General features: G+C 60.0%; 11 protein-coding genes. 6 read left to right on the top strand and 5 right to left on the bottom strand.

What is annotated here, in order from left to right; all coding sequences use genetic code 11:
* Positions 1-103 precede the first annotated feature (103 nt).
* The gene (locus tag AC1UK9_RS06770) at positions 104-1,231 is read right to left on the bottom strand and encodes a branched-chain amino acid ABC transporter substrate-binding protein (RefSeq protein WP_482579736.1); all 1,128 of its coding nucleotides are present in this window, start codon (positions 1,229-1,231) and stop codon (positions 104-106) included.
* Between the two features lie 353 nt (positions 1,232-1,584).
* Here AC1UK9_RS06770 and AC1UK9_RS06775 point away from each other — a divergent pair, with 353 nt between their 5' ends.
* Complete coding sequence (locus tag AC1UK9_RS06775) at positions 1,585-1,905, top strand: DUF2288 domain-containing protein (protein WP_482579737.1); 321 nt, start codon at positions 1,585-1,587, stop codon at positions 1,903-1,905.
* 297 nt (positions 1,906-2,202) lie between these two features.
* Here AC1UK9_RS06775 and AC1UK9_RS06780 read toward each other — a convergent pair whose 3' ends face one another.
* Positions 2,203-4,401 carry a hypothetical protein gene (locus tag AC1UK9_RS06780; protein ID WP_025110755.1) on the bottom strand — a complete coding sequence of 733 codons (2,199 nt, stop codon included), beginning with the start codon at positions 4,399-4,401 and terminating at the stop codon, positions 2,203-2,205.
* A 195-nt stretch (positions 4,402-4,596) separates the two neighbouring features.
* On the opposite strand from AC1UK9_RS06780, the gene AC1UK9_RS06785 reads away from it, so the two are divergent.
* Positions 4,597-5,493, top strand: a complete 897-nt coding sequence (locus AC1UK9_RS06785) for an NAD(P)-dependent oxidoreductase (RefSeq protein WP_482579738.1) — start codon at positions 4,597-4,599, stop codon at positions 5,491-5,493.
* Here AC1UK9_RS06785 and AC1UK9_RS06790 read toward each other — a convergent pair.
* Together AC1UK9_RS06790 and AC1UK9_RS06795 are read right to left on the bottom strand one after the other, a co-directional pair.
* Positions 5,384-7,666 (bottom strand): putative bifunctional diguanylate cyclase/phosphodiesterase, encoded by a 2,283-nt coding sequence (locus tag AC1UK9_RS06790; RefSeq protein WP_473014685.1) that lies wholly within the window; start codon positions 7,664-7,666, stop codon positions 5,384-5,386. The two genes, AC1UK9_RS06785 and AC1UK9_RS06790, sit on opposite strands and share 110 nt — an antisense overlap.
* 148 nt (positions 7,667-7,814) lie before the next feature.
* On the bottom strand, positions 7,815-8,183 hold the full coding sequence (locus AC1UK9_RS06795; protein ID WP_025110752.1) for a YkgJ family cysteine cluster protein: 369 nt from the start codon (positions 8,181-8,183) through the stop codon (positions 7,815-7,817).
* A 301-nt stretch (positions 8,184-8,484) separates the two neighbouring features.
* Between AC1UK9_RS06795 and AC1UK9_RS06800 the strand changes: the two genes are divergently transcribed.
* On the top strand, positions 8,485-9,834 hold the full coding sequence (locus tag AC1UK9_RS06800; protein ID WP_482579739.1) for a spinster family MFS transporter: 1,350 nt from the start codon (positions 8,485-8,487) through the stop codon (positions 9,832-9,834).
* Between the two features lie 180 nt (positions 9,835-10,014).
* On the opposite strand, the gene rapA is transcribed toward AC1UK9_RS06800, so the two are convergent.
* The gene (rapA, locus tag AC1UK9_RS06805) at positions 10,015-12,861 is read right to left on the bottom strand and encodes an RNA polymerase-associated protein RapA (protein ID WP_025110750.1); all 2,847 of its coding nucleotides are present in this window, start codon (positions 12,859-12,861) and stop codon (positions 10,015-10,017) included.
* Positions 12,862-13,091: 230 nt separating this feature from the next.
* Between rapA and AC1UK9_RS06810 the strand changes: the two genes are divergently transcribed.
* The 3 genes from AC1UK9_RS06810 (at position 13,092) to ccoM (ending at position 13,990) form a co-directional block, all read left to right on the top strand.
* Positions 13,092-13,433, top strand: a complete 342-nt coding sequence (locus AC1UK9_RS06810; RefSeq protein WP_003222394.1) for a hypothetical protein — start codon at positions 13,092-13,094, stop codon at positions 13,431-13,433.
* A 133-nt stretch (positions 13,434-13,566) separates the two neighbouring features.
* Entirely contained in the window at positions 13,567-13,728 is a 162-nt protein-coding gene (locus AC1UK9_RS06815; protein WP_177327334.1) for a hypothetical protein, read from the top strand.
* Between the two features lie 148 nt (positions 13,729-13,876).
* A complete protein-coding gene (ccoM, locus tag AC1UK9_RS06820) occupies positions 13,877-13,990 on the top strand; it encodes a cytochrome c oxidase subunit CcoM (RefSeq protein WP_003222396.1) in 114 nt (37 codons plus the stop codon).
* The last annotated feature ends 843 nt before the right edge of the window (positions 13,991-14,833 follow it).

A 14,833-nucleotide genomic window follows, 5' to 3' on the forward strand; every position in this document is an offset into this window, starting at 1 on the left:
TCAGGTGGGGAGACTGGCGGATCACGCCAGCGCGGCCCATACATTCGTAAAACAAAGCCCACGGCACGCCGTGGGCTTTATTGGCAGTCAGTCAGGGCGCGCCTTACTGAGGCGAAACTTCAGTTTTTGGTTTGCCGAAGTGCCACTCGTAAACCACAAATTTGAAGTCCTTCAGGTCGCCCTTGGCGTCGAAGCTCAGATCGCCAGTAGGGGTCTTGAAGGTGCCGGCGTGAATGGCTTCGGCCACTTTGGCAGGGGCTTCGGATTTGGCCGCGGCAATACCGCCGGCAATCACTTCAACCGCCGAGTAGGAAGGGAACACGAACGGGCCGCTCGGGTCTTCTTTCTTCGCCTTGAATGCATCTGCCAGGGCGACGTTGGCCGGATCCTGGTCGAAGGATTTCGGCAGGGTCACCAGCAGGCCTTCGGAGGCGTCTTTGGCGATCTGCGAAATGGAGTCGTTACCCACGCCTTCCGGACCCATGAACTTGGCTTTCAGGCCTTTTTCCTGGGATTGACGCAGGATCAGACCCAGTTCCGGGTGGTAGCCGCCGTAATAAACGAAGTCGACGTTGGCTTGCTTGAGTTTGGAGATGATCGAGGAGAAGTCCTTGTCGCCGGCGTTGACGCCTTCGAACACGGCGACTTTCACGCCTTTCTTCTCCAGGGTCGCCTTGACGGCGGTGGCGATGCCTTCACCGTATTGCTGCTTGTCGTGCAGTACGGCAACGATTTTCGGCTTCACGTGATCGGCAATGTAGTTACCGGCGGCAGGGCCCTGGGCGCTGTCCAGACCGATGGTGCGGAAGACCATCTTGTAACCACGGGCGGTGATGTCCGGGCTGGTGGCAGCCGGGGTGATCATGATCACGCCTTCGTCTTCGTAGATGTCCGAAGCCGGTTGAGTGGAGCTGGAGCACAGGTGACCGACCACGAACTTGACGCCGTCGTTGACGACCTTGTTCGCTACCGCTACCGCTTGTTTCGGATCGCAGGCATCGTCGTATTCAACGGCTTCGAGTTTCTTGCCGTCGACCCCGCCCTTGGCGTTGATCTGTTCGATGGCCATGCGGGCGCCACTGAACTGCATATCGCCGTATTGGGCTACCGGGCCGGTTTTAGGGCCGGCGATACCGATCTTGATGGTGTCAGCTGCGAACGAATGGCTGGCAACCCCGGCCAGAACCATAGCGGCAAACAGTTTGGAAATCTGCTTAGTAGCCTTAGTCATAGTGCTCCACTCTTACTGTTGTAATTTTTTTTGAGTTCTGGCGCCGTAGCAGCAGAACCGGGTCAGATATCTTTGCGATACCCTCCGGAAATGCCCCCGGCAACTGTACCGGTACAGTGTAGAGCGCCGGTTGTTGGCCTGGGAAGCTGGCGCCAGGGGGCAAAACTTGTGGGTGTCGCATTTTTGAATGAAAAAGACAGAATTGCGGCGGGGCTTTCGAGGGGCTTATGCCCCAAACAGCAGCATTCCTTGGCGTTCCTGCTCTTTTCGTTCGGTGTAGCCTTTTGCAACCGGGTTTTTCTGCCGGACCACCGACGTTATCATTCGCGTCGATTTCTTTTCCGGACAGTCCCATGAATCAAGAACCTAGCACCCTCTATGCCAAGCTGCTTGGTGAAACCGCATCTATTACCTGGAAAGAGCTGGAGCCGTTCTTCGCCAAGGGTGCCCTATTGTGGGTCGACCCTACGCTTGATTTGATCGCCGCCGCCGAGGCCGTGGCGGCAGATGATGGCGAGAAAGTGGCTGCCTGGCTGGCCGAAGACAAACTCGCCAAGCTGTCTGAAACGTGGGCGCTGGATCTTTTCGAGCGCGATCCCGAGATGTGGGCAGTGGTGGTGCGGCCGTGGATTCTGGTCCAGGAAAGGGCAGACGCTTCTGACGCTGCACCTTGATGGTGCGCAGGGTCATCAGCGAAAAGTGTGTAGCCGAGTAGCGTGATGGCACGTTGCCGTAGAGAAATGCCACAAGCGTGGGTGGCTCACGGTGACGTAAACGTAACGGGAACAGTTTATTGAGCAGCCTGCGGGCTGCTTAATTGTTTCTGGATGTTGGATATTGCGAGTTTTGCGGTGTTTTCAAAGGCCTCTTCGCGAGCAAGCCCGCTCCCACAATTGAATGCATTCCGTCAGTGGAAATGCGCTCAACTGTGGGAGCGGGCTTGCTCGCGAATGGGGCGACGCGGTCTGAAGTCAGACCGAGTAAGTCTTGCCCGTATGGTTATTGAGGGAAATAACCTTGGTCTTGCCGATCCGGTGACGGTAGATCTCGCGCAGGTACTTGATCGCCTTCTTTACGCAGTCACGCGACAGGCGAATGTCGTTGATCGAGACGAACTTGTCTTTGTCGTTGATCAGCTCGCGGTACTTCTTCTCGTACATCGGCTTGATCGCGTACCAGTTGGTGTCGAGGATTTTCGCCGGATTCTCGAACTCGTTGAGCAGATCGTCGATGCGGTCTTCGTCGAATTCTTCATTGATGATGAAGTCGAGAATCGAGTTGTCCAGGGTCTCGTCGAAACGGTACGGGGTCTTGGCGAAGCAACGCTTGATGAACGCCACGATCAGCGTCAGGAAGTCGTCCGACAGGCACGGACTCTTGGCGATCAGGGTGGTCAGCGACAGGTTGGCCGAGGCGCCGATCACCAACGCGTAGCGCTTGAGCGTGGTGTTGGGGAACAGGCTGTTGAGGTGGGTCTTCAGCCGATTCAGGTCCATGTACGACAGCTTGTAGTCTTTGGGCAGCGAAACGATCGAGACCACCGACGAGCAGTTCTTGAAGAAGTGCAGGTCGTGCAGGGCGGCGGCGTCGTAGCCAGAATTCTTGTACTGCTCAAGCGAAGCGCGATAGCGCTTGGACTCGATCGGCAGCAGGCTGATGCCTTCGATCGCCTGGGTGACCTTGTTGAAGTGCGGCAGGTCGATGGAGCGGAAGAACAGGTCGTCGATGTTCAGGCGCTGCGGCTCTTTGTCGAACACCTTGAACTTGTCGCTGCTCGGTGGCGGGGTTTCCGGCACCACCGATTCGGCGTAGGCAATCGCCACCGGGCCGGCCAGGCTCATGAACAGGTCGTTGGCGTCCAGGCGAATGGTTTCGCCGATGTCGATGCCGGCACGACGGAAGTAGTTCTGGTCGTAGTCAGTGGTGACGGCCTGCGCGGTCAGAATGTTGAAGATCTGCTGCGAGATGTACTGGTTGGCGTGCTTCTCCATCGCATTGACATCAATGTTCTGGATGTTGCCGTCATCGCTCTCTTCGGCGTAACGCATGATGTCGTTGGAGATCAGCATCATTGCGTTCCATGGGCGAATACGGCCCATGACGCTGGCTTCGCTGCTGTCTTCATTGGCGAAGTTGTACGAGAAATCCCATTCTTCCGAGAGGTATTTGCACAGCAGGCGCCCGGCGTTGATGTGCAGCGCCTCGGACATTTCACTGCGGTGGTCGGAAATGTTCGGCAGCACGCAGATGCCGCTGGTGAAGATCGGTTCGAACACGAACGAATGACCGCTCTTGCCGTCATGTTCGTCCATCGGCTTGGTGTCGAACGTCTTGTTCATGTACGAGTGCTGCTGGGCCAGGCCGAACTCCGAGGCCATGCCCGAACCGGTACCGCCGCCAGCACTGAAGATCGAGAAGTACAGGCGCGACTGGTTGGCCTTGATGCCGCAGCTGTCGATCAGGTACGAATGGATCATTTTCCAGTCGGGGCTGGAGAAACGCTGGGTGTCCTTGTTGAGGATGATCTTGGCCAGGTACTGACCGAGGATCGGCGCGTTACCGGCGCCACCGGCGTGGACTTCGGACAAGTCCATGATCTTCATTTTGCTGTAGTCGCGCAGAAAGCCGCTTTTCTCGCCCTTGCGCGAGAAACGGATGCGCCCGGCGATGTCCTTGTCGAGGTCGCCGAGCATCACCAGCGGTTCCACCAGAAACACCGGTTTGCTCGATTTGTTCGGGCCGATCCGCAGGTTGTTCTTGATCCACTGCGCCGGGCTGTAGCCTTTGTCAGCCAGTCGGCGATCTGCTGCACGGTCTTCGTTGTTGAATTCGTTGAGGTAGAACTTGCGCGCGTTGTACACCAGTTCCGCGACGTCGAGGGCGATGTTGGAGCCGCAGCGACCGAGGCCGATCAGGCACACCGACGGGAATTCCTGGTCGTTGTGCTGTTCGTTGTCGCCCTCCAGGTGCGGCGGACGCGGGAACACCAGGTCACGCAGGCCATCGAGGTTGTCGAGGATGCGATCAGTGTTGGTTTCGGTGTAGTACAGATATTGGTGGGTGCCCAGCGGGCGCGAAGGAGGCAATGGCTTCATCGGCGCCGGGCTGTTCGCCGCAGGGCTCAGAGTCAGGTCGGATACCGCAGTGGCGGGATTGTTTTTAGAAGTCATTGTGCGCCATATACCTGGACTGGTTGGTCTGCTGACCAATGTCAGCGAGCCTCACGGAATTAGATCTCGCGTCTTGTATTGCGCGAATTTGGCCCGGGCGTCAGGGGCTTGGCCTGATTGTCGCGCGGGGGAATCCTTTCCTGATCGTTCATGAATCGGCCATTATTCGGTGATCTTTAATCGAAAAGAGGCAAAATGATGTCAACGCTACCTTCGTTGGGGTTTGCCGGAATCGGCCTGATGGGCCTGCCGATGTGCCGTCGTCTGCTGGCGGCGGGTTACCCGCTGACCGTGTGGAATCGCAACCCGGCCAAGTGCGCGCCACTGGTTGAAGCCGGCGCCCGGCAAGTCGCGACCCCGGCGCAGTTGTGCGAACACGCGGACGTGGTGATGCTGTGTCTGGCTGACACGGCGGTCGTGCGCGAGGTGGTGTTTGGCGCCGGCGGTGTCGCTGAAGGTGCGAAAACAGGCCAGTTGCTGGTGGACTTTTCCAGCCTCGAACCAACCGCCACGCGTGAGATGGCGGCCGAGTTGGCAGACCGGACCGGCATGGCCTGGCTCGATTCACCGGTGTCCGGCGGTGTGGTCGGCGCCGAGGCGGGCAGCCTGGCAATCATGGTCGGTGGTGCGGCGCAGGATCTGCAGCGAATACGCCCCGTGCTGCTCAACCTCGGCCAGCGCGTCACGCACATGGGTGGCGTTGGCGCGGGACAAGTGACCAAGGCCTGCAATCAGATGATCGTCGCCTGCAATGCGCTGGTGATCGCCGAAGTGGTGGCGCTGGCCGAGCAGGCCGGGGTCGATGCAAGCCTGATCGCCGAAGCGCTGGCCGGTGGCTTTGCCGATTCGAAACCGTTGCAGATCCTCGCCCCGCAAATGGCCGAGAGCCGTTTCGAACCGGTGAAATGGCACGTGCGCACGCTGCTCAAGGATCTCGATACGGCGGTTAAATTTTCGCGCGAACAGGGTTCGGCCACGCCGATCAGCGGATTGGCCGCACAACTGATGCGCCTGCATGGGGCGCAGGGCTTTTTGCACAAGGATCCAGCGACACTGGTTCAAATGTACCGCGCGCCAGACTTAGCGGATTGACCGCGTGGGAGTGCTTGCGTTGGTTGATTTCTTCCAGCACCGGGCGTAATTCGTCCAGCGGCACCGGGCGGCTGAGCAGATAGCCCTGAATGAAGTCGCAACCCGAGCGTTCAAGAAACTCGTATTGCTCCAGGCTTTCCACGCCTTCGGTCACCACCTGTAAATGCAGGGTGTGGGCCATGACGATGATTGCCTGGACGATCTCCATGTCGGCGGTTGCCGTGGGTATGTCGAGGATGAACGAGCGGTCGATCTTCAGCGTGTTGAGCGGCAGGCGCTTGAGGTAGGCCAGCGATGAATAGCCGGTGCCGAAATCGTCAATCGACAGCGACACGCCAAGCGCGCGAATCTGCCGCAACAGCACCAGGGTGTTGGCGATGTTGCCCATCAGCGCGTTTTCCGTGACCTCCAGTTCCAGTCGCTCGGGTGCGACTCCGGCGCTGCGCAGCGCACTTTCGATTTCGTCGGCCAGCTCTTCCCGGGCGAGGTTGAGTGGCGAGCAGTTCCAGGCGATTTTCAGTTCGTCGCAGCCATGGCGCGTCAGTTCGCCAAGGTCGGTGCAGGCCCTGCGCAGCACCCAGTTGTCCAGTTCGGCGATCAGGCCGTTGGTTTCGGCAATCGCAATAAAACGGTCCGGAGCCAGCAGGCCATGCACCGGGTGCTGCCAGCGGATCAATGCTTCGAGTTTGGTCACCCGGCCGGTTTTCAGTTCGAAGATCGGTTGGTAATACAGCGTCAGCCCGTGTTCTTCACGCAGGGCCTGGCGCAGCTCTTCTTCCAGTTGCAGTTCAAGGCTGGCGCGGGTCTTCATGTTCGAACTGAAAAAATGCAGACCGTTACGCCCGGCGCCCTTGGACTGATACAGCGCCAGATCCGCATGCTTGAGCAGTTCTTCGCAGGTGGTGCCATCGTCGGGGAACAGGCTGATGCCGATGCTCGTGGTCATCACCATACGCCGTCCGGCCAGCTCGATCGGCTCCTTCATTTTCTGCATGATCCGTTGCGCCATGGTGCGCGCTTCTTCGCGGTCGTGCAGGCCAATCAGGATGCAGAACTCGTCGCCGCCAAAACGTGCAACCACGTCTTCATGGCTGCGCACCGAACTCTTGATGTGATGGGCGATGACTTTGAGCAAGGCGTCACCGGCGTCATGCCCGAGGCTGTCGTTGATCCGCTTGAAGTGGTCGATGTCGAGAAACATCACCGCGAGCATGCCGCCTTCGCTGGTTTTCTGGCTGAGCTTCTCGGCGAAGATCTGATTGAAGCCTCGGCGATTGATCAGGTTGGTCAGGGCGTCGTAGTTGGCCACTTGCTGTAGCGACATCCGCGCCTGATCGAGCTGGCCGAGCAGGGCATTGACCCGGCGCAGGTCGTGTTCCTTGCTCTGCAGCTTCTTGTCGGCCAGCGCCGCACTGATCGCGCTGCCCAGAATCAGCAGGATGATCAGCGCGACCGTCAGGCCCAGTTGCAGGTGGTTGGTTTCGGCACTCAGCGTCGGCGCTGTGCCTTCGGGCAACACCAGGTGCAGCGCGGCCATTGCGGTGAAATGCATGCTGATGATGCCGGCGCCGAGGATCACCGCGGCGGTGTATTTGAGCAATTGATGAAACCGGCCGCTGCCTTCACGCAAATAACCGGCGACCCACAGCGCGGCGTAGCTGGCGCCAATGGCAATCAGGATCGACAGGCAGAACAGCACGGGCTGGTAATATGCGGTAGCCACCGAGTGCATCGCCGCCATGCCAACGTAATGCATGCCGGCGATGCCCAGGCCGATGACGATGGCGGTTTTCAGGTAGTGCACCAGGCTGGGTTGCGGGGTGCTCAAGGTGTGCATCGCAAGCCACGAGGCGAGCAGGGCGATCAGCAGGGAAAACAGGGTGATCGCCAGGTCGTAGTGAATTTCGATCGGCGCCTGGAACGCCAGCATGGCGATAAAGTGCATGGCCCAGATGCCGCCGGCCAGGCAGGTGGCGCCGATCCAGCGCCACACCCGTTGCGAGCCCGGGTCTTCGGCGTGGCCGACCCGTTCGGCCATGTCGAGCGTGGCAAAACTCGCGGCGCAGGCTACCAGATAGGCCACCAGCACCAGCAAGGGGTTATGTGTGCAATCAAGAATGACCTGCCCGCTCTCCGGCAGCTCGGTAACAAACTGCAAACCAAGCCACTCCATAGCATGCCCCGTCTCTGAAGTCGTCCTGACTGCGCGATTAACGCAGGCGAATGACAGCAGTATAGAGGCCGTTTGTGGGGTGCAAGGCGTAGTGGCACATTGGCGCTAATGATTTCGACATTAGCGTCATAGCGTTTTGCGCTAAGCGTCAGGCGCTTTGTTCAAAAGGGATCTCGGCCCAGTCCGGTTGCAGAGGCGGCAGGCCGAAGCGTGCACGGGCCTTGTCGCAGTCGACATTCTGTTCGCCGTTTTCCCAGGACGATTCGAATTCACGGCAGGGGCTGGAGCGCTGTTCGTAAATCGAGCACTGCACCTGGCTGCCGACCTCACCGACCAGCGCAGTACACCGCGGTGATTTGCAGTCGGTACCGTTCATCGCCACCCGGCTGGGGCTGATCTGGGTGACCAGTTCATCGGGCACCGTACCGCCGGAGGAAGCGCATTCACCCCAGAAAAAAGACACACGAAAATGGGAACAACAGGCACCGCAATTCAGACACGGACTGACTTCGGACATGGGGGAGGGCATCAAAGGGATTGATCGGCGAATCCGGACGGATCCGGCGGCTATTCTAGGCTTCGCCATGAACTTGGGAAGGGGGGCGCGAAAGTATTTTTTTGTAGCCGGGTTTTGCCGTGAAAGCCCCGGTTTATCGGGGATTGCAGAGTTATCAAGGGCTTACGTTTCGTTACAGTGCCATGGCCCGTCATCAGGCTGACGAATGATCACAGACAGCCCTGAGCCGCCTGTCTAGATTGCAGGTTCCGGGCTCGGATGCGACGGCAGTGAAGCCCTATAACAATAAAGAGACGGACCCATGCAGAACTCGACCCAAGCGGCGAATGCCTGGCGCATTCTGTTCCTGTTGTTCCTTGCCAACCTGTTCAATTTCTTCGATCGCACCATTCCGGCGATCATCATCGAGCCAATCCGCATGGAATGGCACCTCAGCGACTTTCAACTGGGGATCGTCGGCACTGCGTTCACCCTGGTGTATGCGATTGCCGGCCTGCCGCTGGGGCGCATGGCCGACACCGGCTCGCGCAGCAAACTGATGGGCTGGGGCCTGGCGACCTGGAGCGCGCTGACGGCGGTCAACGGGCTGGTCGGCAGCTTCTGGAGTTTTCTGCTGGTGCGCATGGGCATCGGCATTGGCGAAGCCAGTTATGCGCCGGCGGCCAACTCGTTGATCGGCGACCTGTTCCCGGCGCACCGTCGGGCACGGGCGATGGGCATTTTCATGCTCGGCCTGCCGTTGGGGCTGCTGCTGGCGTTTTTTACCATCGGCGCGATGGTCAAGGCGTTCGACAGCTGGCGCGCGCCGTTCTTTATCGCGGCGGTGCCGGGGCTGATCCTCGCAGTGTTCATGTTCTTCATCAAGGAGCCTAAACGCGGTGCGGCGGAAACCGTGCAGGTGTCCCAGGAGAGGGTCGACAAGCCGATCCGCCGGGTTCTTGCCGTGCCAACCTTCCTCTGGCTGGTGATGGCGGGTTTGTGTTTCAACTTCGCGACCTATGCCTGCAACTCGTTTCTGGTGCCGATGCTGCAGCGGTATTTCCTGATGCCGTTGCAGGAAGCGGCGGTTGCGACCGGGGTGATCGTGGGTATCACCGGGTTGATCGGCCTGACCCTCGGCGGCTGGATCGCCGACAAGATCCATCAACGGGTCGCCAATGGCCGGCTGCTGTTTGCCGGGTTCAGCCTGATCATCTCGACCGTGTGCACGGCGTGGGCGCTGCATGCGGGCCGGGTCGAGATCAGCGTGTTTGTCGCGGTGTTCAGCGTCGGCTGGCTGTTTGCCTATAACTTCTACACCTGCGTGTACACGGCGATTCAGGACGTGGTCGAACCGCGCCTGCGGGCCACGGCGATGGCGCTGTTCTTTGCCGGGTTGTACCTGCTCGGCGGCGGACTGGGGCCGGTGGTGGTGGGGGCCTTGTCCGATCACTTTGCCAAATCGGCGATGCTCTCGGCGGGGGCTGAGCAGATGACCGAGGCGTTCAAGGCAGTGGGCCTGCATGACGCGATGTACCTGATACCGGTGGCGCTGTTCTTTACCATGGTGTTTCTGTTTCTGGCAGCGCGGTGTTTTGTGCGCGATGCGCAGCGGATGAGAGAGGGGTTGGTGGCTGTGGTTGAGCCTGTGGGTTCTGCGGCGACGGCATGATCGCCTTCGCGAGCAAGCCCGCTCCCACAGTTGACCGGGTTCTTTCAGGAGGAAATGCGCTCGAATGTGGGAGCGGGCTTGCTCGCGAAGAGGCCATCAGCATCACCCGATAAATATCAGGCAAACAAAAAGGCCCGCATCACTGCGGGCCTTTTCATTTATAGCGTTGGAGCAGCGGACTCAGCCCGCCACCAACACCCGGATCGCTTCCAGGCGCAGCGCCGCTTTATCGAGCATCGCCAGACCCTGTTCACGCTGCTTGCGCAACGCATCCAGTTCGCTGTCGCGCACGGTCGGGTTGACCGCTTGCAACGCGGTCAGGCGCGCCAGTTCTTCTTCGGTATCGGCAGCCAGACGACGACGGGCCTCAGCCACGCGCTCGGCGTGACGCGGGGTGATCTTGTCTTCGCCGGCGTTGATCCGTGGCGTCAGCTGATCGCGCTGGGCCTGGATGAACTTGTTGGCGCTGGCACGTGGCACGCTTTCGAGCTGGTCGTTCAGGGTTTCGAACGAGACCCGTGGCGACAGGTCGTTGCCGTTGGCATCGAGCAGGCAGCGCAGGGCGGCCGGCGGCAGGTAGCGGCCCAGTTGCAGCGAACGCGGGGCCACCACTTCGCTGACGTAGAGCAGTTCCAGCAGCACGGTACCCGGTTTCAGCGCCTTGTTCTTGATCAGCGCGACGGCGGTGTTGCCCATCGAGCCGGACAGCACCAGGTCCATGCCGCCCTGCACCATCGGGTGTTCCCAGGTGATGAACTGCATGTCTTCACGCGACAGCGCCTGATTGCGGTCGTAAGTGATGGTCACGCCTTCGTCATCGCCCAGCGGGAAGCTGGCGTCGAGCATCTTCTCGCTTGGCTTGAGGATCAGGGCGTTTTCCGAATGGTCTTCGCTGTCGATGCCGAACGCATCGAACAGGGTTTCCATGTAGATCGGCAGGGCAAACTGATCGTCCTGCTCAAGGATCGCTTCAACCAGCGCGTCACCTTCGCCAGCGCCGCCGGAATTGAGTTCCAGCAGGCGGTCGCGGCCAGTGTGCAGCTCTTGTTCCAGACGCTCGCGCTCGGTGCGCGCTTCGTCGATCAGCGCTTGCCACTCGCCGTCGTCAGCTTCTTCGAGCAGCGGCAGCAGGCGTGGGCCGAACTGATGCTGCAAGGCGTTGCCGGTCGGGCAGGTGTTGAGGAATGCATTCAGCGCCTCGTTGTACCACTGGAACAGACGCTCTTGCGGGCTGGTTTCCAGGTACGGCACGTGCAGCTCGATGATGTGTTTCTGGCCGATCCGGTCGAGACGGCCGATCCGCTGCTCGAGCAGGTCCGGGTGCGACGGCAGATCGAACAGCACCAAGTGGTGAGCGAACTGGAAGTTGCGACCTTCGCTGCCGATTTCCGAGCAGATCAGCACCTGCGCACCGAACTCTTCGTCGGCGAAGTAGGCGGCGGCGCGGTCACGCTCGAGGATGTTCATACCTTCATGGAACACCGTGGCCGGGATGCCGGAGCGCACGCGCAGCGCGTCTTCGAGGTCCATCGCGGTTTCGGCGTGGGCGCAGATCACCAGCACTTTGGTGCGCTTGAGCATTTTCAGCTGATCGATCAGCCACTCGACACGCGGGTCGAATTTCCACCAGCGCTCTTCTTCGCTGGCGTCCGGCTGGGCCTGGAAGCTGACTTCCGGGTACAGCTCGGCGTGATCACCCAGCGGCAGCTCAAGGTATTCGTCGGGGCACGGCAGCGGGTACGGATGCAGTTTGCGTTCCGGGAACCCCTGCACCGCCGCGCGAGTGTTGCGGAACAGCACGCGGCCGGTGCCGTGGCGGTCGAGCAGCTCGCGCACCAGACGGGCGCTGGCTTCGGTGTCGCCATCATTGACCGCGGTCAGCAGGGCTTCGCCTTCGTTGCCGAGGAAACCGTGGATGGTCTTGTGCGCTTCGGGCGACAGGCGCCCCTTGTCCAGCAGTTCCTGAACGGCTTCGGCCACCGGGCGATAGTTGTCGCTCTCGGCGCGGAACGCGGCCAGATCATGGAAACGGTTCGGGTCGAGCAGGCGCAGACGGGCGAAGTGGCTGTCCTGACCGAGTTGTTCCGGGGTGGCGGTGAGCAGCAGCACGCCGGGAATTGTTTCAGCGAGCTGCTCGACCAGGGTGTATTCCGGACTGGCCTTGTCTTCGTGCCAGACCAGGTGGTGGGCTTCGTCGACCACCAACAGGTCCCAACCGGCGGCGAACAGTGCGTCCTGGGCTTTCTCGTCTTCGACCAGCCACTCGAGCGCCACCAGCGCCAGTTGGGTGTCTTCGAACGGGTTGCTGGCATCGCTTTCAATGAAGCGTTCTTCGTCGAACAGCGCAACCTGCAGGTTGAAGCGGCGGCGCATTTCCACCAGCCACTGGTGCTGCAGGTTTTCCGGGACGAGGATCAGCACGCGGTTGGCGCGGCCCGAGAGCAGTTGGCGATGGATCACCAGACCGGCCTCAATGGTTTTACCCAGACCCACTTCGTCGGCCAGCAGAACCCGCGGCGCGATGCGGTCGGCGACTTCACGGGCAATGTGCAACTGGTGCGCGATCGGCTGCGCACGCACACCGCCCAGGCCCCAGAGCGAGGACTGCAACTGGCGGCTGGTGTGTTCCAGGGTGTTGTAACGCAGGGAAAACCACGACAGCGGGTCGATTTGCCCGGCGAACAGACGGTCGCTGGCCAGACGGAACTGAATGAAGTTCGACAGCTGGGTTTCCGGCAGGGTGACCGCTTCGTTCTGCCCGTTGAGGCCGTGATAGACCATCAGCCCGTCGACGTCGTCGACTTCGCGCACGGTCATCTTCCAGCCTTCGAAGTGAGTAATGGTGTCACCCGGCGAGAACCGCACGCGGGTGAGGGGCGCATTCCGTAGCGCGTACTGGCGGGTTTCGCCAGTGGCCGGGTAAAGCACGGTCAACAAGCGGCCGTCCTGTGCCAGAACGGTGCCTAAACCAAGCTCTGCTTCGCTGTCACTGATCCAGCGTTGCCCCGGTTGATACTGCTGCGCCATGCTGCCTGACTCCCACCTTGAAAAAGCGGGCTATCTTAACGGAATGAGGCCCTGAGGCCAAAGGATTAGCAGCCGCTCCCGGCTTTTAACTGCAAAGGGAAGATTAGGTCATGCGTCGGTTTTTCGAAGGCTTGCGGCACCTGTGAGTGCCAACCCGGTCACAAGTTTGCGACCAGCGGCTCAAGCCACCTTCGCTCAAGCCGATAGCCTGCTGACAGGAGACCCTTTATATGCTGCCACCGATGCTCCCCCTGAGCGCTGTGCCAATCACTTCCCAGCAGGATCCGATTCGCCAGCGGCCGGACATTCCTCCGGTGGTGCCGGTGCAGGAAAGCTCCAACGAAAGCACGATCGATCTGCAAAAGCGCGATCCGGAAGAGGATCGGCTACTGGCGCGTGAAGAACAGCGTCGCCAGCAGGAACGCGATCGCCGCCGGCGCGAAGCCGACGAAGACCCGGAAGAACACCTCGCCGTGCCTGGCACCGAGCTCAATGCCGACAATACTGTGCCGGTGGTGCCGCTGATGGAAGATCAGCCACGTCAGGGATTGTGGGTCGATATCGAGATCTGATCCGCCTCATTTACATCAATTGTGATCACGCGTGGGTGCTGGCGACTGGTCAGCGCTGGCGTGAGGCTGCATGATTGGCGCAGTCCTGCCGGTTGCGGCAGTTGTGATTTCTTCAAGCGATGCATCGAGCGCCATGAGCCAAGACGACAAACTGATCGACCTCAGCACCGAACGCGCCAAGCGGGTGCATGACCTCAACGAGAAACGTCTGAATGAAGTGCGCAAGGCCTTCGAGCAGGCGATGCCGTTGGGAAATGCCAAGAAAAAGCCGAAAAAGAAACCGAAAAAGCGTTGATCTCCCTCCGCATCCTTTGATGCAGGTCAGTTATTTTCCCGCCTTTATCCCTTGTGTTGACCGGACTTGATCCTGGTCAATTTCTGCGCCTGCGTGATTGGTTAACTTAGTTCCATCGCAGCAAAGCAGGGGCCAGGAGGCCACAGTCATGTTTTTCGATAACGTGGTGTTTGCCGGGGTTCTGACCGTAGGGCTCATGGTTCTGTTTTTTGCAGGGTTTGGATTTTTTATCTGGAAGGATGCGAATAAGCGCAAGAAGTAGGTCTTTCTGGATTTGATGAGCACGCAAGGCATTTTGGGCGACTTCGGTTGCCCTTTTTTTTGTCTTCTTGGCGGCCTTTGGGCCGACCATGTTCTGGTTGGGGGGGGTGGATATCCGTTGCTTCGGGTGCTGCTGCTGGCGGTTTCGCCCTTACGGCGAGTCACTTTTGACAAACGCCTCAAAAGTAACCAAAAAGTCTTGCCCCAACGTTCGGCCCACTCGCTAAGGCTCGGGGTTCCTTCGCTCCGGGATCCATCCGGGGGCATCGCCTACGGTTTGCTTCGCTGCACCTCCTCTCGATGTGTTTGGCTGCGCCAAACGGTCGCTGCGCTCCCACCCCCGGATGAATCCCTCCACTCAGCCTGCCGACGGGGCCTGAAGATCAAGAGCTGCAGCCGAGCTAACGCTCATCCTGTTGAGTGGGGCGGCTTTGCCGCGTGCGGTGCACTCAAATCTAAACTGTAGGCCTTCGCCTGCTCGCGATGGCGGCCTGCGAGCCGACCAATCTCTAACTGACCGGCCCCATTCCAACTGTGGGAGCTGGCCTGCCAGCGAAGGCGGCCTACGAGCCAACCAATCCCTCACTGACCACACCCATTCCCACTGTAGGAGTGAGCCTGCCAGCGAAGGCGGCCTGACGGCCGACCAATCCCCAACTGAACACACCCACTCCAACTGTGGGAGCTGGCCTGCCAGCGAAGGCGGCCTACGAGCCAACCAATCCCCCATTGACCACACCCATTCCCACTGTAGGAGCGAGCCTGCTCGCGATGGCGGCCGACCAGCCAATCAATCTCAAAATGACTGCACTCCGTTACCCATGTGAAGCTGACGAAGGCTGCA

The sequence above is a fragment of the Pseudomonas sp. AK-TSAG1-1 genome (assembly GCF_056821665.1).

What these genes read in the sequence shown, in the direction of transcription:
- AC1UK9_RS06780 (WP_025110755.1), bottom strand. Translation starts at nt 4,401, where the DNA reads ATGACTTCTAAAAACAATCCCGCCACTGCGGTATCCGACCTGACTCTG.
- rapA (WP_025110750.1), bottom strand. Translation starts at nt 12,861, where the DNA reads ATGGCGCAGCAGTATCAACCGGGGCAACGCTGGATCAGTGACAGCGAA.
- ccoM (WP_003222396.1), top strand. Translation starts at nt 13,877, where the DNA reads ATGTTTTTCGATAACGTGGTGTTTGCCGGGGTTCTGACCGTAGGGCTC.
- AC1UK9_RS06775 (WP_482579737.1), top strand. Translation starts at nt 1,585, where the DNA reads ATGAATCAAGAACCTAGCACCCTCTATGCCAAGCTGCTTGGTGAAACC.
- AC1UK9_RS06785 (WP_482579738.1), top strand. Translation starts at nt 4,597, where the DNA reads ATGATGTCAACGCTACCTTCGTTGGGGTTTGCCGGAATCGGCCTGATG.
- AC1UK9_RS06790 (WP_473014685.1), bottom strand. Translation starts at nt 7,666, where the DNA reads ATGGAGTGGCTTGGTTTGCAGTTTGTTACCGAGCTGCCGGAGAGCGGG.
- AC1UK9_RS06810 (WP_003222394.1), top strand. Translation starts at nt 13,092, where the DNA reads ATGCTGCCACCGATGCTCCCCCTGAGCGCTGTGCCAATCACTTCCCAG.
- AC1UK9_RS06795 (WP_025110752.1), bottom strand. Translation starts at nt 8,183, where the DNA reads ATGTCCGAAGTCAGTCCGTGTCTGAATTGCGGTGCCTGTTGTTCCCAT.
- AC1UK9_RS06770 (WP_482579736.1), bottom strand. Translation starts at nt 1,231, where the DNA reads ATGACTAAGGCTACTAAGCAGATTTCCAAACTGTTTGCCGCTATGGTT.
- AC1UK9_RS06800 (WP_482579739.1), top strand. Translation starts at nt 8,485, where the DNA reads ATGCAGAACTCGACCCAAGCGGCGAATGCCTGGCGCATTCTGTTCCTG.
- AC1UK9_RS06815 (WP_177327334.1), top strand. Translation starts at nt 13,567, where the DNA reads ATGAGCCAAGACGACAAACTGATCGACCTCAGCACCGAACGCGCCAAG.